Here is a 22942-nt window from a genome sequence, read left to right as displayed (position 1 = left end):
TGCTGCGGGTGGCGGCCGTCGACCTCGGCGCGTCCAGCGGACGGGTGATGGCCGGGTCGGCCGGGCCGGGACACCTCACTCTCCAGGAGGCGCACCGGTTCCCGAACGGCCCCGTCCGGGCGGGCGCGACGCTGTACTGGGACGTGCTGGGCATCCATCGCGAGATGCTGCACGGCATCCAGGCGGTGCACGCCGGTGGCGGGCTGTCCGGGATCGGGATCGATTCGTGGGCGGTGGACTACGGATTGCTCGACGGCTCGGGCAGGCTGCTGGGCAATCCGGTGCACTACCGGGACAGCCGCACCGACGGGGTGCCGGACCGGGTCGTGAAGACGATCCCCGCGCGGGAACTCTACGACGTCACCGGAGTGCAGCAACTGCCGTTCAACACGCTCTACCAGCTGGTGTCCGAAGTGGACAGACTGGCGTCGGCGGAGACGATGCTGCTGATCCCCGACCTGCTCGGCTACTGGCTGACCGGGAAGGCCGGCGCGGAACGGACCAATGCCTCGACGACCCAGCTCTACGACGTCCGCGCGCGGACCTGGGCGGTGGGCCTCGCCGCCAGGGCCGGGATCCCGCCGCGCCTGCTGCCCCCGCTCCGGGAGCCGGGGGAGCGGATCGGCACCCTGCTGCCAGAGCCGGCCGACGACTTCGCGCTGCCCCCGGTGCCCGTGGTCGCCGTCGGGTCCCACGACACGGCGTCGGCCGTGGTCGCCGTGCCCGCCGAACCCGGCGCGCACTTCGCCTACATCTCGTCGGGCACCTGGTCGCTCGTCGGTCTCGAACTCGACGCCCCCGAACTCGGGGACGCCGCGTTCGCCGCGAACTTCACCAACGAAACCGGCGTCGACGGCAGGATCCGCTTCCTGCGCAACGTGATGGGCCTCTGGATGCTGACCGAAACGCTCCGGACCTGGGCCGCGCGCGGCGAGCGCGCCGACCTGGCCGAAGTGCTCGCGGAGGCGGCCGAAGCACCGCCGCTGGCCGCGGTGGTGGACGTCAACGCGGCCACGTTCCTTCCGCCGGGGGACATGCCGTCCCGGATCGCGCGGGCCTGCCGGGAGACCGGGCAGCGGCCGCCGTCCACCCGTGGCGAGATCGTCCGGTGCATTGTGGACAGTCTCGCGCTGGCCTACCGCCGCACGGTCCGCCGAGCCGCGGAACTGACGGGCCGGACGGTCGACGTCGTCCACGTCGTCGGCGGCGGAGCGCGCAACGAACTGCTGTGCCGGCTGACCGCGGACGCGTGCGGCGTGCCGGTGCTGGCCGGTCCGGTCGAGGCCGCCGCCCTGGGCAACGTGCTCGTGCAGGCCCGGACCCTGGGCGAGGACCTGCCGGACCTGACCGCGATGCGGGCGCTGGTCCGGCGGACGCATCCGCCGCGGCGGTATCCGCCCTCAGACCGGGGCGCCGACTGGGACGCCGCCGACGCCCGCCTGAGGCGGTAAGAGGCATTCAGGTACTCGCGGCGACGGGATCTCGGGCACCCCGCCGTCGAGGAGTCCGTTCGAGGAGGTCTTTGGTCCCGCCGGATCGGGTGCAAGGACGGCTTCGTGAAGCCGTCAGCAGGAGTTGGCTGGAATCACGGAGAAGCACTATTCAATGACCTTCCCCGGGAGGAGCGGTGATGACCGAGAAGACTCGGGCCGGTGACCAGTACCCGCGAGCCGGCGAACCCCTGAGGCGATCATGACCGCCGACCTCGGACGGAGAGCGGAGATCCCGGCAGAGGCCACGCCCTTGCTGCGCGTCCGGGGTCTCGTCAAGAAGTTCGGGCCGTTGCAGGCCCTGGCCGGAGTCGACCTCGACCTCCCGGCAGGCGAGGTCACCGCGCTCGTCGGCGACAACGGAGCAGGCAAGTCCGTGCTGATCAAATGTGTCGCGGGCATTCACGTCCCGGACGCCGGTGAGCTCTGGTGGCAGGGCGAGCCGGTGCGTATCCGTGGCCCCCGTGACGCCGCGGAACTCGGCATCGAAACCGTCTACCAGGATTTGGCTCTCTGCGACAACCTCGACATCGTGCAGAACATGTTCCTCGGACGGGAAGCCGTGCGGTTCGGGACACTCGACGAAGATCGTATGGAGGAGGCCGCGAAGAAGACGTTGCACAGCCTCGGCGTCACGACGGTGACCTCGGTTCGCCAGCCGGTCGGGTCACTGTCCGGCGGTCAGCGCCAGGCGGTCGCGATCGCCAAGGCCGTGCTGTGGCACTCCAAGCTGGTGATCATGGACGAACCGACGGCCGCCCTGGGGGTCCAGCAGACCGAAGTCGTCCTTCGCCTGGTCAGGCGCCTGGCGGAGAAGGGGTTAGGAGTGCTCATGGTGTCCCACAACCTGAACGATGTCTTCGCGGTGGCCGACCGTATAGCCGTGCTGTACCTGGGCCGGATGGCGAGCGTGCGCCGGACCGCCGAACTCACCAAGGAGTCTGTCGTCGAGCTGATGACCGCCGGCTGTCTCGAGCGGGCCGCAGTGCCGTCATGAGGTCCCGTTCGACTTCCTGAGCTCACTGTCGTCGTATTCGTCTGCCGGGTTGCGGAGTTCAGGTGACCAAAGTCCTTCGCGGGAGGGACGAACGCCGACAGCCGGTGACGCCACGCCGGCCGTAGCTTCGGGACGCCGCCGGAGGCGCCCAGACCGCGACCGGTGCGCGAACCCGGAACGACGGATGGTGATTCCCCTGCTTACCGGTATCGACAGTGAATACGAAACGCTGCACGTGTTGAGCGACTACCTGGCCGCCGTCGGCGCCGCTCTCGGTGTCGGTGAAGAGTCGTGCACAGTCGACCTCGACACGCCATTGTCCGCTTACGTCGCGATGGAGGGACGGCTTGCCCGCCATCCCGATCGCGACACCGCGCTGGTGTGGGACGAGCGGCATGGCTGGTCGTTCGCGATGGAGACACACTCCGGCGAGGACCTGCTGGTACTGGCGTACCTCGGGTGCGAGCTCGTGCCGGCCCCGGCCCGGATCGCCGCGTTCGTGGCGCGGATACACGCGCTCGGCGGCCCGGTCCCCGTTTCGACGCCTCCGGATCTGCACAGTGACCGGGACAGCCTTCTGGGTCGGGTCTCGCGTTATCGCCGAGATCGGTGGGGAAGGGCTACCGCGCAGCTGTCCCACGCGGGTCGTCAGGTCGAATCCGACCAGAACGATCTTTTCCGGACCACGGCCTGAGCCAGCGCGGCGGCCAGCGCCACGAGCAGGATCCAGAGGCCGGGTCGCAGTCCGGGCTCGTGGAACTCCAAACGCACGACATGCCGGCCCGGAGGCACGTCGACGGCGACGAGACCGGCTCCGATTTCGTGAACCACCGCGCTCGGGGCATCGGCTCCGTCGACCGTGGCGGTGTACCCCGGCCACGCGAGCCGGGCGAACACCAGACGCCCGCCGTTGTCGGGCGCCCGATAGGTGACCGTTTCGTTCTCCGCGTTCACGTCCGCCGAGTCCACCGACAAGCCTGGAGAAACCCAGGACACGCGTCCCGGGTGCGGAAGCGGATCGGAACGGACCCATACGGTGCGTACCTCGTCGGTCGCCACGACGTGCCATCCGGCCGGGGGAGGCCGGTCGGCCACGGTGGGGAGCAGGGCTCGCTGGAGAATCAGCGTGCGCACGCGCAGCGCGTCAACCAGGGGAACCGTGGTGCCGGGCACCGGGCGCCACAGCCGCTCGTAGGCGTCGGCGCAGGTGACGCCCTTGTAGTTCATGCACAGGGCCGAGTTGAGCGCGGCGAATCCGACCCCGCTGTAGCGATTGATCGTTTCCCGGCCGCGGAGAAGGCTCCCGTTGCCGAACAGCAGGTCGCCGTCGGCGTAGTCCCGCGTGCGGACGGTCTCCGGGGCGGCCAGTTGAAGGACGGTGCCTACGGCGAACGTCGTGTTCTGCCGGACCTGCGACACCGAGACCGCGGGCCTGGTGGGAGCACCCGAGTTCTCGACCGGCAGGGTGGCGGCCTGACCGGTCAGCACGATCAGCGTGCCCGCCGCGAGCGCCGCGCCGAACGCTCGCCGTCCGAATCGCCGGTGGATCAGGATCGCCCCGCCCACGAGGAGAAGGACGATGACCGTGGCGCCGAGGTGCAGCCCAAGGATTTCCGGGCTGATCGCCGTGGAGAGATAACCGCCCGCGGCGACCAGTACGACCGTCATGACGGTTCGAGCGCGTGCCCGGCTCGTGGCCAGGCCCGCCGACAACAGGATCGCGAGCAGGACGGCGAGACCGAGATAGAGGAACTCCACCATCCGGATGGGCCACCGAAACAGCCAGACATTGGACGGTGCGAGGGTCAGTGCGAGAAAGCCGAGGCTGATCGCCAGCAGCCCGCGTATCGCCGGTGTCGGACGGCGCAGCGCCCCGAAACGCAACCAGGGAAGCAGAGGCGCGGCGAACCACAGGAAATACGTGGACGGCAGGGTCTCCCGTACGGCACCGTTCCAGTTGACGATCGCGGGAAGGTAGGTGGGCGCGCTCGAGGCGAGGAGATCCCCGAGGTGCGGAACCTGGAACGCGTCGTTGGAGACCATCGCGAGATGCCGCCGGTCGGTCACCACCAGGACCTCGGCGAGGGGCAGGAACACCACCACACCGGAAGCGCCGACCAGTGTGCCGAGAACCGCCAGGTGCGCCAGCAATCGGTACCGCTTCCGTGCCAGCAGCTCGACCGTGAGGCCGAGCAGCACGATCAGCAGTCCCACCGCCGCATAGGGGTTCCCGGTCGTCATCCCGAGCGCGCCGAGCAGGAACGGGACGAACGGGTTGAGCCGTCCCCGGGTGTACCGATGCGCCGCCCACCAGAACCAGGCGACCCAGGTCAACGCCATCAGTTCGAGCGGCCATCCCGCCGCCGCGTAGTAGAGGGTGAATCCACCGGCGGGCATGCCGAGGCCGAGCACCGCCGCCGGTACCCGCCCGGCGCCGTAATCCCTGCACAGCAGGTAGACGCCCGCGGAGAGCAAGGCCAGGAACTCGATCATCACCACCGCCGAGGCGGCGGCCAGATCGTCGAACCAGGACACGACGATGTAGTTCAGCAGCTGGACGGGGTTCACCACGGAGTACTCGCCCTCGGCGGCATGGTTACCGCCGTACCATCCGGCGGGATCCATGACGGGCCAGTGTCCGGCTCGTAGTTGCTCACCCAGGTGGTGCCACAGGGGCGTGAACGATTCCGGATTGTCCCCGACGTAGTAGAAGAACGGATTCAGCCAGTAGGGGACGGAGAACAGGATGACCGCGGCGAGGCCGACTCCCAGGAGAACCATCCACTCCGGACGGTTCCGGCCGACCTCCGCTCGCGAGTCCGCCGGGGTGTCCTGCCGGTGCCCTGTTCGTTCTTCGACGTCGTTTTCGGTCGGCGTACTGGACATCGGTGTGCCGGCTCCGCTCATCAGCCGGTGATCCGGACGGCGAGCTGCTCGTTGTTCGAGGTGTAGCAGAGGTAGTCGAATTCCGTACCGCTGCGTTCGACGTACTCGCGCCACGCGCGATGCTCGTGCTTTTCCCATCCCGGATAGTTGAAGTACTCGTCGAACAAGACGATGCTGCCCGGCCTGAGCCGGGGTCCCACGTGATCCAGCACCGATTTCGTCGAGGAGTACAGATCGGCGTCCAGGTGCAGGAACGCGACCGGCCCGGGATGCTCGTCGAGAAAACCGGCGAGAGTGTCGGCGAACCAGCCGACGACGAGTTCGGCGCCGTCCACTTCGGGCGGTCGTTCCGCGGTGAACGCACCCGCCGGGATATTGGGTCGCCAGTCTTCAGGTAGTCCCTGGAACGAATCGAAACCGTAGACCTCGTGTCCGGCACGGGCATTGGCGATGACCTTCAGCGTACTGCCGCTGTAGACACCGAACTCCAGCGCCATACCGCCGGCAGGCGCGAGGTCCAGTGCGTACTGAAGGGTTTCTCGCGGATGAGGAAACGTCGTGGCGGTCGGTAAGTGCTCGCGGACGAATTCCTCCGTGGCGGAGACCGCGTTCCGCTCACCCGCCGCGTCGATGTCCCGGCGCGCCCGGAACTCGACGTCTCGCAGCGCCTGGGCGAGGCGATCCGTTTCACGGCGGACGATGGCTTCGACGTCGGTGCGCAGCTCGCGGCCGATTCGCTCGACGAGTAGCTCCGTGCGGGCATGTTGCCGCTCCGCGGTTTCGTCGACCATCCGCAAGAGCCAAGCCCGCAGTACACGGTGGATCCGGGTGAACACGAAAGACCTCCAGTGAAGTGAAGAGTGGGTCAGTCGGCGAGATCGAACAATCTGGTCCAGTTCTCACGGCCGGTGAGTTCGGGCATCGCGGCGCGGTACGACCGCCGCAGACGATCCCCGTGGCGGACCAATCGCCACAACACGCGTAATCCGCGAAACGTCAGGTGGCGCAGCAGCGCTCGATCGCGAGTGCGAACCTTGACCCCGGTCTGGGAAGGGTCGGTGGCCACCACGCTCTCGAAGAGCGACGCGTGCCACCATTGATCGTCACCGGCCTTGATCGCCGCCTGCCCACGTGACCGGCCGAGCAGATGCCAGGTCATCCGCTTGACGAGAACCAGACCAGGACGTGACGGGGTCGGTTCGGGCGGCACGATCGCCACCTCGGGTGCGCCGAACGCGGGATGCCGGACGGTTTCGGGGTACTGGGCGCGGACCTTGCGAATCGTGGCGAGTGCCTCGACGCCGCCGTCCGCCAGACAGGAGGGCCCCTTCAGAAAGTCTTCCACCGCCATGAGCAGGGTGAGGGCCAGGCCGTAGCGCATCGCGGTCAGAGCCTGGCACAGATCCGTGAACAGCCGGACCGCGGTTCCCGGCCCAGGGAGGTTCCCGTGCAGCGCACCCACGATCAGAGCGTTACGGACGCTGAAGTACCGGGGCCAGTCGTCCCAGTCCTTCCAGGAGAAGTCCGCGTGCCACACACCGGCGCCCGGCAAGGTCACCGTGGGGTGGCCGGCCGCGCGGGCACGCAGCCCGTACTCGATGTCGTCCCATTGGAAGAACACCGGCAGCGGATAACCGATCTCGGCCACCACCTGCTGCGGGATCAGGCAGGACCACCAGCCGTTGTATTCGGCGTCGACTCGCGCGTCCTGGCTGGTGGTGGTCATGTCGGCGTCGTGCACGGCGCCGGGTGTCGGCCGTCCCGCCCGCAAACCGGCCAGATCCGCGTATTCCGCCGAGACGTGCAGCCGTTCCGGGTGGAGTAGTTGCAGCATTTGCCCGCCGACGATGGTCGGCTTCGCGGTGAGCGCGGCGAAACCGGTCAAACGGCATACCGTGTCGGGTTCCAGGACGATGTCGTCGTCCATCAGCAACACCGGTGGCCGCACACCGGGCGACTCCGGGACGTCGGCACTCGCTTCGTGCAGGCCCCGGGCGAACCCGCCGGCGCCACCGAGGTTGGGTTGGCGCAGATAGCGCAACTTCGCGCCGAGCGTGGCACGCACGGGCGCGAAGGCCGTTCTGGACTCCAGCGGGTCGTCCCCCTGGTCGACGACATAGATCGTGTCCAGAGCGGCCAGGCACTCCTTGTCCGCCGAGACGGCGAGCAAGGTCTCGAGGCAGTCGTCGGCCCGGTTGAACGTGCAGATCACCAGCCGGGTCCCGCCGCCCGTGCCGGGCACTCCCACCCGCCAGCGAACATCGGCGACTGTCAGCCTGCCCGCCGCGGCGGCGAAATCGAGCCAGAGCGCCCCGCCGTCGACGAAGCGGTCGAGGGTCGCCGCGAGTTCGACCGTCCGCATGGTGTCCGCCGACACCCGCGCACTGCTGACGGCGCGCTGTTCGCCCGTGCTGTCGGAAGCCATCAGGTGCACTCGCCCGGTGCCCTGTACCTCGGCTTGGACCGTGATCCTTTCGATCCGTGTCCAGCGCTGCCAGTAGCTCGCGGGGAATCTGCCGAAAAAGGTGTTCGTGGTGACAAAGGTATGCGGTTCCAGCGTGATGCGGGCTCGGTCCGCTACGGCCGCACCTCGCTCGACGGTGTGGTACAGGCTTTCTGGTTGCAGGTCCTTCGGTGGTGTGAACAAAGTCCGTTGCACTGGCCGACGTTCCGCGGACAACGCGATCGGCGATATCCGTTCGGGTCGATCTTTCAGTGTCGTTCCCTCCCCGCTCATCTGATTGCCATCACGATGAAGACCATTTGCGCACAGGGTCGGATGCGTTCCTCGATCCGGTTCCGCGACCGCGGACCCGGACGACCGTACACGACCGGATTGCCTGCCCTGAAAAGGCATTGCCGCCACGTCGCCCGTTGCTGTGCCTGGACGATCGACTGTGGGTCATTCGGGGTAGGGCGCTGCGCGAAAAAGGGACTCAAGAATTTCCGCACGCTGAATCAAGGATTTTGCGTGGAACGGAAAATGTGATTTCCCGGTGCTCGAAGCGCGGAAATTACGTCATTGTCGGGTGAATCCTGTGGATCTCGTCGTCCGGCGTTCCCGTCGCCGGTGCGGCGGGCCGTCCGGCTACCTCCGGGGCGCGGGCCAGAGGGCGGCGTGCCATTCGCCGCGCTCGGTGAAGGCGTACCCGATCACGGTGCCGTGGTCGTTGAGCGAGACGGCTTCGCTCGGTCGCGTGCTGCCGGGAAGAGTGCCGAGGTCGGTGATCCGGCCCGCGGTGTCCCAGATGACGGCACGGTTGCCGCCGGCGCGTTGGGCGTTGCCCGCCACGGTGCCGCGACGGTTGATCGCGACCGCGTCGCTCGGCCCACCGAACGAGGACAGCGGGAACACCGTTCCCGTCCGGTCCCATTTGACGGCTTGTGATTGCCGGTCGCCACGATCGGAATTCCCGACGACGATGCCGTGGTCGTTGATGTCACCGGCCCAGCTGTTCGTCCCGCCTGGCAACGGGCTCAAGCCGGTGACCCGGCCTCGGCCGTCCCATTTGCGGGCGTGGGGCCCGGGATCGTCTCGATAGACGTTGCCCACGGCGGTCCCGTCGTTGTTGACGCGCAGGGCGTTCCCGGTGGTGTCGCCGGGCAAGAGCGCCAGGGCGATCGGACCGCCGCGGCTCCAGCGCACCGGATGAGCGTTGGCGATATCGGTGTAGGACGTGCCGACCACCGCCCCGCTGTCGCTGATGGCCGACGAATTCGCCTGAGAGTCGCTCTCGAGCGGCCCGAGATCCGTCACTCGTCCGTCCCTGTCCCATTTCACCGCCCGATGGCGCCGGTCGCCGAGCAGGACGCCGCCGATGGCGGTTCCTTCGTCGTTGACACCGACCGCCCAGCCGCCGATACCGCCTGGCAGGAGGCCCAGTTCGCGCATCCGGCCGGAAGCGTCCCAGCGGATGGCGTGGCTGTCGCCGAAGTCGGTGGTGTAGGAGAAGCCGACGACCGTGCCATGCGCGTTGATCGCGTTGGCGACGCTGCGCGTGGTGCCGGGCGACACGCCGAGATCCTCGATCCGGCCACGGGAGTTCCAGCGCACCGCGCGTGAGGCCGCGAGCGCCGTGTCGTACGAGGTTCCCGCGACCTCACCCGAATCGTTCACGCCTGAGGTCTCACTGTAGACGTGACCTGGCAAAGTGCCCAGATCGACCACGCGGTGAACGTCCTCGACGGCCGAGGCCTCCGTGGCGGTCATGCCCAGGGTGACCAGCAAGGCCAGCACCGGCATCATGCTCTTCCGGAACGGTCCGCTACCGGTGTCCGACATCGCTCCCTGCCTTCCCGTTCGGATTCAGGTCATGGAGAAGGGGCCGGGCGCCGAGCGCCGCGAAGATGCCGTATGTGGCGAGGATCCGACGTCACCGGCGGTAGTGAGCATCGCGCCTGGCCCGTCGTGCCGACAGCGGGCCAAAGTCCCGAATCCACGGGACTTTGGCCGACAGCGCCGGGAAGTTCCCTGGTGGGCAGCCGCGGGTTTCCGATGCGCCTCGCCTGGGACGATCAGCGTCTCAAGCGTGGCGCTCGCGACCTCTCATTACCCCTCGCGACACTTCAGGGCCGGGCGATGGACACCGCGGTGCCCTGTGCCGCGGCGCAGAGCGTCACGGTCCCGTCCTGGCCGAGCACGGAGAGATCACAGCGGCAGGTGGCCTGCGAACGGCCGCTGTGCAGGACTCGCGCCTGCGCCAGGAGCCTGAGGCCTTTCGCCGGCCGGAGATAGTTGATGCTGAATCCGCCGGTGAGGATGGCAGGTCCCAGCGTCGTCCCGGCCGCGAAGGTGATCGCGTTGTCCGCGGCGTAGGCGAGGACGCCGCCGTGGAGAAAACCGTTCTGCTGCAACAGGTCTTCGCGAACGTCGAGTTCCAGGGTCGTCTCGCCGTCACCGAACGAGGCCAGCCGGGTACCGAGCAGGACGCTGAACGGTTGCGACGCGAGGCCCTTCCGGGCGTCTTCGAGAGTCAAGGCGGTCATCAGAGCCATGCTTTCAGATCGGCCAGATCCACCACCGGCATCCCCCAGCGCAGCGCGGCGACCTCGAGGTCGGCGCTGCCGGCCATGGTGCCGTCGGGGTTCATGACCTCGCAGCACACGCCGACCGGAGGGAGGCCCGCGGCGACGCACAACGCGACCGTCGCCTCGGTGTGCCCGGACCGGTCGGCGAGCAGACCCGGCCGCGCGGCGAGCGGGAAGACGTGTCCGGGGCGCAGGAAGTCACCGGCCGTCGCGGCCGGATCGGCCAGCTTCCGGACGGTGGCGGCACGTTCGTCCGCGGAGACGCCGGTCCCCGTCCCGGCCGCGAGATCGACCGGGACCGACCAGGCCGTTCCCTGCCTGTCGCCCTCACCGGGCATGGGCGCGATCTCCAGTCTCCGCAGCACTTCCGGCGCGCACGGTACCGCCGGGAAGCCGCAGACCTTGGTCAGCAGGAAGGTGAACGACTCCGGGCGGAGCCGGGCGCCGGCGAAGATCACGTCGCCTTCGCCCTCGGTCTCCGGGTCCCAGACGATGACGCCGCCACCCGCGGCGAGCTGCCGCAGGACCTTCTCCACGCCGACGCGTCCGCCGACGTGCCCGGCCCAGGGCAGCCTGGGCAAGGCCCGGTCCAGTGCCGACGGATGTGCCTTCTCCACCAAGCGGCTGACCAGGTCGAGTTCCAGGTTGACCCGGTCACCGGACTTCAGTTCGCCGAGCGTGGTGGCCGAGCGGGTCATCGGGAGCAGCACGACCGAGATCCGGTCGCGTAGCACCTCGGCGATGGTCACGCTGACCCCGTCGAGCGCGATCGGGGTCTTCGCGAGCAGCCTGTCCAGCAGGCGCTCCGGCGGCCGGATCCAGATCCGGCGGGCACCGCCTTCGTCATCGATCCGCACCACCTTGCCGACCGCGTCGACATATCCCTGGACGAGGTGGCCGTCCAGCGGGTCACCGACGTTGAGGGGCGTCTCGACGTTGACGGAATCCCCTGCCGCGAGCGTGTCGAACGTCGACCGGCGGCGGGTCTCCGCGGAGAGCACAGCCTCCAGAACGCCGTCCTCCGGTCGCACGGTGAGCCGCACTCCGTTGACACACACCGAACCGCCGTCGCCGACGCGGTCCGCGCACTTCGGCGCACGTACCCGCAGCACGTCGCCCTTGATCTCTTCGATGGAACCCAGCTCGCCGATCCGGCCAGTGAACATGAATCATCACCCCGTTTTGACGCCGTACCCCCGGCAAAGCCCGGCGCGCGCCGGACGTGGGGGACGCGGGGTCTCACCGCTTGGCCCCGGAATCGCACCGGGTCGTTCCGCCCCCTCGGCGGAACCGGCCGGCTATACGGCCACACCGTGGAATCGCACCACGAGCCGATCATATCCATCCTGTCGATCGGTTTCGAGGGGCGGATCCGCGACTTGATAGCTCCATGACGACGATCAAGGCGGGCGGGGCCACTGCCGACCTGGACGCGGTCGAGGCCTTCCGCCACCGGTGGGAGCAGGCGTGGAACGGGCACGACGGCGACGCGGTCGCGGCGATGTGCGCGGACGACCTCGTCTACGACGAACCGGCGCCCGCACGGGCCGCCGCGTCGAATTCCACGGTGACGACCGGCTGGAACTGGGTGAGGACGGGCTGATCCGCGCCTGTCGCTGCCTGTATGACGACAAGTTCGTCGAAGGCCATCCGCGCGGCCGACGCCGAGTTCGCCGCGAACGGGCTGGCGGGTACGCGCCTGGAGGCGATCTCCACGGCACTCGGACTGCCCGAACAGCGCGCGGATCTGGCCTGGAGCACAGGGATTCTCGACCTCGCCGATCCGCCGCCCGCGGCCGGCTGAGCGATGCGACAAGGAAGAACGGGAGAACGGGTCTTGGTCACCGAGCGGGCCGCCGAGGTCAACGGGATCACGATGCACTTCGTGGAGCAGGGCGCGCACGACGTTCCGGAGACTGCTCGGCGCCTCCTCCGCCGGGGCCCCGGTCGTCCGGGACGGTGAGGGCTTCTTGGACCGCTTCACCGACGTCGACCGGCTGCCGGACTGGCTGGACGACGGGGATATCACCCGCGCGTTCACCGATCCCGGGAATATCACCAAGGCCGCGACGGACGTGCGCAACGAGGCATTGCTCGGTTTCTTCAAGCAGTTGTGACCCTGCATCCCTTGAGCGCCGACGGAACGGAAAACGCGGTCGCCGAGCGGTGCCGGCTTCGAAATCGATCGCGATCGACAGGTCGAAACGGAATCGCTCACCGACAGTGATGTGCGTTGTCGTGCATTCTTCGGTAAAATGCCGACCTCGCCACCGAAGCGGGTATTCGTCACGCGTCCTTCCAAGATCACCTCATGACATCCCTCATGCCCGCAAGAGGAAAGTTCCGCATTTCCCGGAAAACCGGCGTGACGCCGGGGGTTCACGCGGCCCGGTAAGCGGAGCGGCGACTCTTGCTCACCCTGGTCGGATCGGCAATGCTTGCGTTGGGGGTCACGGATCAGAGCCTGCCACTTCGACTCAGTGGAGGAGTGCCGGTCGGGTGTGCGGGCGTCTCTCCCGGCTTGACGGCAACAGCGGGGGACGCGGGACCGGGCCTGGGACGGTGTCGGACGTCATGGGGGATTCATGATCGACATGAGTGCACGGTTGTTTCGGCCGGTAGTGGCGCATGAGGAAATCGTGACAATTCCGATTTTGTCTCTGCGTCCCGGTGAATCACCAAGACTGAGAGGTGAGGACAAGAGACATGTCGCGCGGCTCGCGGAAACGGATTCACCGCTGCCGCCCATCCTGGTCGACCGGCGGACGATGCGCGTCATCGACGGGATGCACCGGTTGATGGCCGCCTCGATGCGAGGCCAGGACACGATCGATGTCGAGTTCTTCGACGGCGATCCCGAAGAAGGATTCCTGAGGGCCGTTCAGGCTAACGTGACCCACGGTTTCCCGCTGTCCCAAGCGGATCGGCGGGCCGCCGCGATCCGGATCGTCGCTTCCCATCCACGCCTGTCGGACCGGACCATCGCGGAGATCACGGGCCTCGGCGCCCGGACCGTCGCGTCGATCCGGCGATCCAGCGACGCCGTCCCGGAGACGACGACCCGGATCGGCCGGGATGGCAAGGTGCGCCCGGTCGATCACGGCGAAGGACGACGGCGCACCGCCGAATTCCTTGCCCGGAACCCGAAAGCGTCGTTGCGGGAGGTCGCCAGGGCCGCCGGTGTCTCCCCGGGCACGGTCCGGGATGTCCGCAAGCGGCTCGAACGCGGTGAAGAGGCCGTGTCGCCCGAGCCTCGGCAAGGCGGCACGATCGAGCGGGCGAAGAAGGAGGCCGCGCGACTCGAGTCCGCGGAGCGAGAGCCCGACGCGGTGGCCGAGGGGAGCTTCGACGCGGATCGCGAGGCGGCGCGGTACGCACTGGAGAAACTGTTGCGGGATCCCTCTCTGCGGCACAACGAACAGGGCAGGCGACTCCTGCGGCTCATCCAGCACACCGCCGCCGAGGCCAAAGACTGGCTCGGTGCCACCGAGACCGTGCCGCCCCACTGCCTGGCGATGATCACCAGTCTCGCCCGCCATTTCTCGGAGATCTGGCTCTCCCTCGCGGAGGAACTGGACGATCGCGCGGCGATCGCCGACCCCTGGGGAGTCCGTCCGGTGGACGACACGAAGTAACCGGTCCCGGCGGCCCGGGTCTCGCGGCCGCCGGGCACCGTTCGCCATGGGTGCGTCCCCGCGCGGCCCGGCCTGACCCTCCGTCCCGCGCGAAGAAAATCGACGAACGCCGCATCGCGTTCGCTTTCCGGCTATTCCGCCGCCTTTCTGTGTATTCGTGTTCAACTGCGCGAAAGGCGGCAGTTGAACACGGTGGCCACACATCACTCCGCTGGGGCATGGTGCGTAATCGCCTGCCTGAGTGCAGTGCAAGTCGAATACTAAGGAGCTGGACATTGCGGTTCGCGCTGGGGCACGACGATCTGCATTCGACCGAAGAAGTGGAAATCCGTTCGCTCTCCGTCGGCGATTCTCCGCGAATCGGCGGCGAGAGCCTGGAACACGTGGAAGCACTGGTCGCCGCCAATGTGCCGCTGCCACCGATCGTGGTGCACCGGCCCTCGATGCGGGTCATCGACGGCGTGCACCGCCTCCGCGCCGCGATGCTGGCCGGCCGCGGGACCATCACGGCGCGGTTCTTCGACGGCACGGAGGAAGACGCCTTCATCCTGGCGGTGGAGTCCAATATCGCGCACGGCCTGCCGCTGTCGGCCGCCGATCGCAGGCAGGCGGCGGAGCGCATCATCGCCACTCACAGCCGGTGGTCCGACCGGATGATCGCGTCGGTGGTCGGGATGTCCGCCAAGACGGTCGCCGACATCCGCCGCGGCACCGAAATCGGTGCGGCGGGGGAATTCGCCCGTATCGGCCGCGACGGCCGGGTCCGGTCCATCGACGTGAGCGCGGGCCGCAGACTGGCCCACGAGATGATCGTCGGGGATCCCAGCCTGTCGTTGCGCCAGGTCGCCCGCGCGGCGGGGATCTCGGCGGAGACCGTGCGGGACGTCAAGAACCGGATGCTGCGCGGGGAGGACCCGGTCCCGCGGAAACGGCAGGCGAAACCCGGGGGATGGGGTGACGACGACCGCCCCACTGAGCGCGTCGTCACCCGGTGCGAGGTGAAGCCGCCCCCGGCCACCGTCGTGGCGCGGCTGCGCGAGGACCCCGCGCTGCGGCTCAACGAGAACGGGCGGGAACTCCTGCGGCTGCTGAACATCCACCTGGTCCGTTCCGAGGATTGGAACAGGATCATCGACAGCGTGCCGCCGCACAGCACGGAAACGATCGCCGAACTGGCGCGTTATTGTGCCGAAAAATGGACGGAGATCGCGTTCCGTATCGAACACAAAGGATCGAAATCGGCCTAGTGGCCATTTGTCGAAAACTATTTTCGGAGGTTGTCAAGTGGAAATCGGATCAGTCGACCACGTCGAGTTGTTCGTGGCGGACGCGGAAGGGACGGCGGCGAGGCTGTGCGACTCCTTCGGGTTCGCGCTCGCCGGCCGGGGCGGTGAGCACACCGGCCTGCGCGGTTGCGAGTCGGTGCTCCTGCGGCAGAACGACATCGCGCTCCTGCTGACGACGGCCACCAGCCCGGACCACCGCGCGGCCGAATACCTGCGGCACCACGGCGACGGTGTCGGCGTGATCGGCATCGGGGTCGGCGACGCGCACGCCGCGTTCGGCGAGGCGGTGGAGCGCGGGGCCGTACCCGTGGCCCCGCCCGAGGAGTTCGGCCCGGCGGGCGCGCGGGTCACCTACGCGTCCGTGCTCGGGCTCGGCGACATCGAGCACCGCTTCGTCTCCCGGGAAAGGCCAGGAGGCCCGTTCGCGCCCGCCATCGAGGAGACCGGCTCCGCCGCGTCCGGCGGCCTGCTGAAGCGGGTCGACCACTTCGCGGTGTGCGTCCCCGCCGGTGAACTGGACGAGACCGTCCGGCGCTACCAGGACATCTTCGGTCTCACCAAAACGTTCGAGGAGCGGATCGTCGTCGGTTCGCAGGCGATGGACTCCAAGGTCGTCCAGAGCCGGTCCGAGATGCTCACCTTCACCGTCATCCAGCCCGACGTCACACGCGCACCCGGGCAGATCGACACCTTCGTGAAGTCCCACGGCGGGGCCGGTGTGCAGCACGTCGCCTTCCTCACCGGTGACATCAGGACCGCGGTGCGCACCAGTGCCGAGCGCGGCGTGCGGTTCCTCTCCACACCGCTGAGCTACTACGAGGCACTGCCCGGCAGGCTCGGCGAGATCGGCGTCCCGGTGGACGAACTCAGCGCGCTCGACATCCTCGCCGATCGCGACCACACGGGCGTCATGTTCCAGATCTTCACCGAGTCCACGCATCCGCGGCGGACCCTCTTCTACGAGCTGATCGAGCGCCGGGGAGCGCGGACGTTCGGCAGCAACAACATCCACGCCCTGTACGAGGCCGTCGAACGCCAGCAGGCGGCCGACACGGCCGCCCGGAACGGCTGACGCGTCCGGTGTGCCGAGGGGAACGGGAGCCGTCATGGAGTTGACGCTGGGGGAGTTCGCACGGCGGGCCAGGGAACGGCTGGACCCGCCGGTCTGGGACTTCCTCGAAGGCGGTGCGGGGGAGGAGCGGACGCTGGCGGCGAACACGGCCGCGTTCGACCGGATCCGGCTGCGGCCGTCGGTGCTGCGGGGAGCGGGGCGCCCGGAGACCGGCGTCAAGATCCTGGGCCGGACCTGGGACGCTCCGGTGGCGGTCGCGCCGGTCGCGTTCCACACGCTCGTGCACCCCGAGGGTGAGCTGGCCACCGTCCGCGGGATCGGGGCCGCCGCGAAGGTCCCCGTGGTGGTCAGCACCTTCGCGGGCCGCACTTTCGAGGAACTGGCGGCCGGGACCGCCGTGCCGCTCTGGCTCCAGGTCTACTGCCTGCGGGATCGCGCGCTCACCCGGCACCTCATCGAACGCGCCGAGCGCGCGGGGTTCGAGGCGCTGGTCCTGACCGTGGACACGCCCCGCCTCGGCCGCCGTCTGCGGGATCTGCGCAACGACTTCCGGCTGCCGCCGGGGGTGACTCCCGCCAACCTGGAAGGAAACGGCTTCTCCTCACCGTCGGCACACTCGCGCGCGGCGTTCGACCCCGACCTGGACTGGTCGGTGGTGGACTGGCTGCGTTCGGTCTCGGCCTTGCCGATCCTGCTCAAGGGGATTCTCACCGGGGCCGACGCGCGGCGCGCGGCCGAGGCCGGGGTGGACGGCATCGTGGTGTCCAACCACGGAGGCCGTCAGCTCGACGGCGTCCCGGGAACACTCGACGTGCTCCCCGAGGTCGCGGCGGCCCTCGGCGGGCGGGTCCCGATCCTGCTGGACGGCGGGGTGCGGCGGGGCCGGGATGTGCTGGCGGCGCTCGCGCTGGGTGCCGACGCCGTCCTGGTCGGCCGCCCCGTGCTGCACGGCCTCGCGGCCGGGGGAGCCGACGGCGTGCGGGACGTCTTCACCGTTCTCCTCGACGAACTGACCGACGCGATGGCGCAGACCGGCCTGCGGACCCTGGCCGAGGTGGGCCCCGAGCTCGTCGGGCAGGCGCCGGTGCGGCGCCGCACGCCCGTGCGTGAGCTGCGCCTGACGGATCTTCACGCGAGTGTCGCCGATCCCGGTATGGACACGATGAACTTCCTGAACGAGGTGACGGCGCGCTACCCGGACGCGGTGTCGTTCGCGCCGGGGCGGCCGTACGCCGGGTTCTTCGACACCGAGCAGCTTTTCGGCTACGTGCGCCGCTACCTGGACCATCTGGCCGACCGGGGCCATTCGCCGGACCAGGTGCGGGAAGCGGTGTTCCAGTACGGGCCCGCCGCCGGGCTGATCCGGGAGCTGATCGCCGATTCCCTGCGGGCGGACGAGGACATCGAAGTGCCGCCGGAGTCGATCGTGGTCACGGTCGGCTGTCAGGAGGCCATGTTCCTCACGGTGCGCGCGCTGATCTCGGGGCCGGACGACGTGCTGCTGGTCGCCAGTCCCTGTTATGTGGGGATCACGGGCGCCGCCAAGCTGCTGGACGCCGAGGTGGTCGCCGTCGAGGAGGACGATGACGGCCTGTCGTGCGACGCGCTCGAAGCCGCTGTCGAAGCGGTGCTGGCGCGGGGCAAACGTCCTCGTGCCGTGTACGTGGTCCCGGACCATTCGAACCCCTCCGGCGTCACCATGCCGCTCGAAGCCAGGCGGGCGCTGCTCGACCTGGCCGGGCGGCTCGGCCTGCTCGTCCTGGAGGACAGCCCGTACCGGCGGGTCAGCCCGGGGCCGCAGATCCCGGCCCTCAAGGCGCTCGACCGGACGCGGCAGGTGATCCACCTGGGTTCCTACGCCAAGACCGTGTTCCCCGGCGCGCGCGTCGGCTTCGTGGTCGCGGACCAGCCGGTGCTCGCGCCGGACGGCGGCACCGGGCTGCTCGCGGCCGAACTGGCCAAGATCAAGAGCATGATCACCGTGAACACCTCGCCGCTGAGCCAGGCGGCGGTGGCGGGCGCGCTGCTCGAATCCGGTGGCCGCGTTTCGGAGTTCACCACCGAGACGTCCGCGTACTACGGCGAGGCCATGCGGCGCACGCTGGAATGCCTGGAGCACGAGTTCCCGGCCGGGCTCAGGGCGCGGCTGGGAGTGAGCTGGAACGCGCCCGGCGGGGGCTTCTTCCTGACCCTGCGGGTGCCTTTTCCCGCCGACAACGCCGCGCTGACCCGGTCCGCGCAGGACTTCGGGGTGATCTGGACGCCGATGTCGTACTTCTACCCGCAGGGCGGCGGCCGGACCACGATCAGGCTTTCGACCAGCTACCTGACGCACGCGGACATCGAGAAGGGCGTCGCCCGGCTGCGTGGCTTCGTGGAGTCGGAAGCGGGCCTGGGCCGCGGTGCGGACCGCCGCAAGTAGTCGACTAATTGCGACAGCACGCTCGCGACCACGTCGCTGGTGCCACCCGCGACCTGGTGCCGGGCGTGAGGGGGGCTGAAGGGGCCCTTCGCCTCATCTGACGCGGCGAAGGGCGCTTTCCCCGCATCGCATGCGGGGAAAGCGCCCTTCAGCACACGGTGGTCGTCACGGGAGCAGCATGATCACGGACTCCGCGTTGCGTTCGACCGCGGCCCGGCTGTACAGCAACGGGAAGTAGTCTCCCGTCCGCCAGCGCTCCAGCAGATCGCGGTAGTGCGGCCCGGTCGTGTCGCCGGACTGACCGGGGGCGCTGACCGCCTTGGACTCGTCCCAGCGCCCGACGTCGAGCGCCATTTTGAACGAGGCGCCCACGCCCTGCCCGTAGGTGGACGGGTCGTACTTCGAAACGTCCACTGTGTACGCGGAGCCACCGCGCTCCACCGGGCCGACGTGCCGTCCGGTGGTGCTCAGGAATTCGGTGTGCTGCAAGGCACCCCAGCGCCATTTGCCCGGATCCGCACCGAGTTTCCCGCGCACGTCGGCGTAGGCGGCGCCGAGCGTGGTCAGCAGCAGCCGGTCCCTGGCCGCCTCCCCGCCGGGCCCGAACCACTGGCCGGGATGTTCGAGCGCGTCGAGCATCAGGCCGACGTTTCCGCCGGGGATCGCCGCGAGTGACGCCGCTTCCTCGTTCAGGAACACGCGGAGGAACGCCGGGACGAGGTGGTTGGTGAACCAGGGTTCGTAGAGCGCGGTGGCCGCGGAATCGACGTGTGCGACGCCGTCGTACCCGCGGAGCAGGTTCAGCGCCCGCTCGGTGTCGGGATCGGTGCTCCGCAGCCCGGCCAGCAGCGGCACCAGACGGCGGGCCGGCAGCGACAGCTGGTCGTTCTGCAGCCGGACCGAGTCGTCGACGGACTGACGGCGGCCGGCGGAGAGCACGTCGTCGATGCGCTGCTTGCGGTACGGCGGCTCCCATTCGTAGCCCACCTGGAACGGGAAGCCCGCCGGGACGTTGTAGTCGTTGGCGGAGGCGATGAAGCCGTTCCTCGGATTGTAGGAGCGCGGCAGCGTGGCGCCGTCGTGAAAGCCGGTCCATTCGGAGCGGCCGTCGCCGGGGACCGGGAACAGGCCGTCGTGGCCGGACCGTTTCGGCGCCAGCCCGGCCGCGACCCAGCCGATGTTCCCGGCCGTATCGGCGTAGAGGACGTTCTCCGCCGGTCCGCCCCAATGCCGCAGCGCGGCGGAGAGGTCGCCGAAGTTCCGGGCCCGCAAGTAGCGCAGGGAGCCGAAATACGGTGCCGTTCCGGGTTCGGTCCAGGCCGTGCGCAGCGCGTAGGCCACGTTGCGCGCCGCGTCGATCCGCAGCACGGGACCGTGCCGGGAGTACTGCATCTCGATCCGCTGCGGCGGCCCTCCCAGGACGGGTACCTCCTCGGTGACCGTCCGGAAGGACTCCCACCCGTCGCCGTAGCGGTACCGGCCGGGATTGTCCGGGTCGAGCCGGTAGACGTACAGATCCTCCTGGTCGATGCCGAACACGGTCAGCCCGAACGCGACCGTTCCGTTGTGCCCCAGCGAAACCCCGGGCAGGAACGGCTCGCCGGCGCCGATGACGTCGAGGCCCGGTGCCGACAGATGGCTGATGTACCGCAGTGGTGGCGCGGTGAGCGCCCGGTGCGGGTCATTGGCCAGGATCGGGCGCCCGGTCAGGGTTCTTCCCGGCGACACCACCCAGCTGTTGCTGCCTTCCGCCATGCCGGAGGTGTACCCCGATTGCCCGCCGAAGGCCGCTCGACGCTCCGCCGGGGGGACCGGGTCCAGCACGTCCATCGGGATCGAACACGGGTCGATCCCGTCCGGGACGGCGGGGGTGTGGGCGGGCTGAAGCGCGTGGGCGAACTTGTCGGCCTCGACGCCGCCCGCGCAGACAAGGCGTGACCGGAGCACTTCCGACGCGGCGTTCATCGACAGCCCGTGCTTGCGGACGCGCACCACGTCCTCCGGCCGCCACCGGCCCGGCTTGAAGCCGAACTCCGTGAACTCCGGCGGAAGGCTTTCCGGGTGCTGCTCGAGCCAGTCCAAACGGGCGTTGATGCCTTCGGTGAACCGGATCGCCGCTTGTTTCGCCTCGGGACCGTACGCCGCCCATTCGCGGTCCATGTCGCCGCGGTAGAGGAACAGCCGGGCCGCGCGATCCTGCTGCACGAACGACGGGCCGAGGATCTCCGAGAGCAGCCCGAGACCACTGCGGCGCCAGATGTCCATCTGGAACAACCGGTCGCGGGCGGCGTTGAACCCCTGTGCGAGGAAGAGGTCGTCGACGTTCCGCGCGTAGATGTGCGGCACACCCCAGTGGTCCACGACCATCCGGACCGGACGGCTCAGCCCGGGGACCTGGTAGCTCTCCGTACGCGGCTCGGCGGATATAGCCGGGGGAGCCGTGCCGGACAGGAGCGCGACGACGGCCAGGATCGTGCCCAGTCTCCGCCCGCGGCTCGTCATCGGCCCGGATCCGGTTCGCACCAGGACATGCCGTCGGGTGTGGCGACGAGTCCGCCGTCGAAGACCGGGGTGATCTCGCCCGCTTCGTCGCCGAGCTGGGCCCTGGTCTGCACCTGCGATCCCTCCTGCATCGCCTGGCGCACCACCGAGGACCGGAACAACGGCGCCATGTTCTCCTCGCGGGCTTCGACCAGCGTGTCGACGGCGTCGGCGAACTCCGCCGAGCGCTGCTTGAGCCGCAGGACCCCCGATTCGGTGTCGGTGAGGTCGAATTCGGTGCTGGACATCCCCGCGACGAGTTCGACGAACGACTCCAGCTCGGTGTTGCTGCTCTTGGTCACCTTCTTCGCCGACCAGAAGTACGAGTTCTCGTCGATGTGCATGTCGTAGAACGAGGTCAGGAACTCGTAGAAGACGCCGTACTCGCGGCGATAACGTCCCTCGAACTCGTCGAAGGCCCGTTGCTCGCCGACGCTCCCGTCCAGGACGCTGTTGAGGGAGCGGGCCGCCAGCAGCGCGCTGTAGGTGGCCAGATGCACCCCGGACGAGAACACGGGGTCCACGAAGCAGGCCGCGTCACCGACGAGGACCATGCCCGGCCGCCAGAACTTCGTCTGGTGGTAGGAATAATCCTTGCGTACCCGCAACTGCCCGTACTGGCCGGTGGTGACCCGGGTCGCTCCGTCGAGGTATTCGCGGATGAGCGGACATTCGCCGATGAGGTTCCGCATCGCGGCCTCCGGGTCGCCCTGGATCTTCGCCGCGTCCTCCCGGCGGACGACCGCGCCGACGCTGGTCAGCTTGTCACTGAGCGGGATGTACCAGAACCACCCGTGGCTGAAGGCGACGCAGAGGATGTTGCCGGAGTTCGGTGCCGGCAGGCGTTTGCCGTTCTCGAAATACCCGAACAGGGCCAGGCTGCGGAAGAAGTCGGAGTATTTCCGCGAACCGCCGACCCGTTTGTGAATGCGGCTGGTGTTGCCGGAGGCGTCCACGACGTAGCGGGCCGACACTTCGTGCTCGGTGCCGTCCGGATCGGTATAACGCAATCCGCGTACGCGACCGTCTTCGCTTTCCAGGACGTCGGTCACCGTGCGGTTCTGGCGGACGTCGACACCTTTGCGGGCGGAATTGTCGAGCAGGATCTTGTCGAATTTGCTCCGCTCGACCTGATAGGCGAACGACGTCGGTCCCGCGACCTTGGGCGAGACGGAGAACGCGAAGTTCCACGGCGTCGGATTGGCTCCCCATCGGAAAGTGCCGCCGCGTTTACGGAGGAAGCCCGCTTCGGCGATTTCGTCGTCGACACCGAGCAGATGGCAGATGCCGTGGATGGTGGACGGCAGCAGCGATTCGCCGATCTGGTAGCGGGGGAACGTCTCCTTTTCCAGTAGCAGGACGCGATGCCCCCGCATGGCCACCAGTGACGCGAGCGTCGAACCGGCGGGGCCGCCGCCGACGACCGCCACGTCGAATTCCTCGTTTCGTGCCGTACTCATTCGGCCTCCTGGAACGCGTTACCGGTGTCTTTGTTTCCCGGCTCAGGGTTCCACAAGAAATGCCCCGTACCCACCTTGGACAGTTCCCGGAAACGGACAGCGGGTCGTGAGTGGTAAGTGTCGTT

General features: G+C 68.8%; 18 protein-coding genes. 10 read left to right on the top strand and 8 right to left on the bottom strand.

What is annotated here, in order from left to right; genetic code table 11:
• Positions 1-2: 2 nt before the first annotated feature.
• The 3 genes from L324_RS10805 to L324_RS10795 all read left to right on the top strand — a co-directional run bounded on the left by L324_RS10805 (position 3) and on the right by L324_RS10795 (position 3181).
• The gene (locus tag L324_RS10805) at positions 3-1451 is read left to right on the top strand and encodes a rhamnulokinase (RefSeq protein WP_235783499.1); all 1449 of its coding nucleotides are present in this window, start codon (positions 3-5) and stop codon (positions 1449-1451) included.
• Positions 1452-1692: 241 nt separating this feature from the next.
• Positions 1693-2487, top strand: coding sequence for an ATP-binding cassette domain-containing protein (locus L324_RS10800; RefSeq protein WP_051173845.1), 795 nt, complete (start codon positions 1693-1695; stop codon positions 2485-2487).
• A 184-nt stretch (positions 2488-2671) separates the two neighbouring features.
• Entirely contained in the window at positions 2672-3181 is a 510-nt protein-coding gene (locus L324_RS10795) for a DUF6292 family protein (protein WP_051173844.1), read from the top strand.
• On the opposite strand, the gene L324_RS10790 is transcribed toward L324_RS10795, so the two are convergent.
• From L324_RS10790 to L324_RS10765, 6 genes are all read right to left on the bottom strand, one after another.
• Positions 3136-5373, bottom strand: coding sequence for a hypothetical protein (locus tag L324_RS10790; RefSeq protein ID WP_152546793.1), 2238 nt, complete (start codon positions 5371-5373; stop codon positions 3136-3138). The genes L324_RS10795 and L324_RS10790 overlap by 46 nt on opposite strands.
• 20 nt (positions 5374-5393) lie before the next feature.
• The gene (locus L324_RS10785) at positions 5394-6164 is read right to left on the bottom strand and encodes a class I SAM-dependent methyltransferase (RefSeq protein WP_081736303.1); all 771 of its coding nucleotides are present in this window, start codon (positions 6162-6164) and stop codon (positions 5394-5396) included.
• Positions 6165-6238: 74 nt separating this feature from the next.
• Positions 6239-8110: a glycosyltransferase gene (locus L324_RS10780; protein WP_081736291.1), complete on the bottom strand. Its 1872-nt coding sequence runs from the start codon at positions 8108-8110 to the stop codon at positions 6239-6241.
• Between the two features lie 351 nt (positions 8111-8461).
• Positions 8462-9655 (bottom strand): hypothetical protein, encoded by a 1194-nt coding sequence (locus tag L324_RS10775; protein WP_037306116.1) that lies wholly within the window; start codon positions 9653-9655, stop codon positions 8462-8464.
• Between the two features lie 284 nt (positions 9656-9939).
• Complete coding sequence (locus tag L324_RS10770) at positions 9940-10359, bottom strand: PaaI family thioesterase (protein WP_037306115.1); 420 nt, start codon at positions 10357-10359, stop codon at positions 9940-9942.
• Positions 10359-11567 (bottom strand): 3,4-dihydroxy-2-butanone-4-phosphate synthase, encoded by a 1209-nt coding sequence (locus tag L324_RS10765; protein WP_037306114.1) that lies wholly within the window; start codon positions 11565-11567, stop codon positions 10359-10361. Before L324_RS10765 ends, L324_RS10770 begins: the two co-directional genes overlap by 1 nt.
• 224 nt (positions 11568-11791) lie before the next feature.
• Here L324_RS10765 and L324_RS10760 point away from each other — a divergent pair, with 224 nt between their 5' ends.
• From L324_RS10760 to L324_RS10735, 7 genes are all read left to right on the top strand, one after another.
• On the top strand, positions 11792-12004 hold the full coding sequence (locus tag L324_RS10760) for a Cif family virulence factor (protein ID WP_051173843.1): 213 nt from the start codon (positions 11792-11794) through the stop codon (positions 12002-12004).
• Between the two features lie 21 nt (positions 12005-12025).
• The gene (locus L324_RS42970; RefSeq protein ID WP_037306113.1) at positions 12026-12205 is read left to right on the top strand and encodes a hypothetical protein; all 180 of its coding nucleotides are present in this window, start codon (positions 12026-12028) and stop codon (positions 12203-12205) included.
• Between the two features lie 166 nt (positions 12206-12371).
• Entirely contained in the window at positions 12372-12518 is a 147-nt protein-coding gene (locus L324_RS41570) for a hypothetical protein (protein WP_177342622.1), read from the top strand.
• 537 nt (positions 12519-13055) lie between these two features.
• A complete protein-coding gene (locus tag L324_RS10750) occupies positions 13056-14036 on the top strand; it encodes a ParB/RepB/Spo0J family partition protein (protein ID WP_235783491.1) in 981 nt (326 codons plus the stop codon).
• A 275-nt stretch (positions 14037-14311) separates the two neighbouring features.
• Positions 14312-15283 carry a ParB/RepB/Spo0J family partition protein gene (locus L324_RS10745; protein WP_235783490.1) on the top strand — a complete coding sequence of 324 codons (972 nt, stop codon included), beginning with the start codon at positions 14312-14314 and terminating at the stop codon, positions 15281-15283.
• Between the two features lie 37 nt (positions 15284-15320).
• Positions 15321-16394 (top strand): 4-hydroxyphenylpyruvate dioxygenase, encoded by a 1074-nt coding sequence (hppD, locus tag L324_RS10740; RefSeq protein ID WP_037306110.1) that lies wholly within the window; start codon positions 15321-15323, stop codon positions 16392-16394.
• Positions 16395-16428: 34 nt separating this feature from the next.
• Positions 16429-18816 (top strand): aminotransferase class I/II-fold pyridoxal phosphate-dependent enzyme, encoded by a 2388-nt coding sequence (locus tag L324_RS10735; RefSeq protein ID WP_037306109.1) that lies wholly within the window; start codon positions 16429-16431, stop codon positions 18814-18816.
• A gap of 165 nt (positions 18817-18981) precedes the next feature.
• Here the strand turns inward: L324_RS10735 and L324_RS10730 are convergent, their stop codons facing one another.
• Positions 18982-21318 (bottom strand): penicillin acylase family protein, encoded by a 2337-nt coding sequence (locus tag L324_RS10730; protein WP_037306106.1) that lies wholly within the window; start codon positions 21316-21318, stop codon positions 18982-18984.
• On the bottom strand, positions 21315-22817 hold the full coding sequence (locus L324_RS10725) for a tryptophan 7-halogenase (RefSeq protein WP_037306105.1): 1503 nt from the start codon (positions 22815-22817) through the stop codon (positions 21315-21317). Before L324_RS10725 ends, L324_RS10730 begins: the two co-directional genes overlap by 4 nt.
• Between the last annotated feature and the right edge of the window lie 125 nt (positions 22818-22942).

This window comes from Amycolatopsis orientalis DSM 40040 = KCTC 9412 (assembly GCF_000478275.1).
GTDB lineage: Bacteria > Actinomycetota > Actinomycetes > Mycobacteriales > Pseudonocardiaceae > Amycolatopsis > Amycolatopsis orientalis.
The sequence above is the reverse complement of the archived record's forward strand: the minus strand, read 5'-3'. Positions and strand labels throughout refer to the sequence as shown.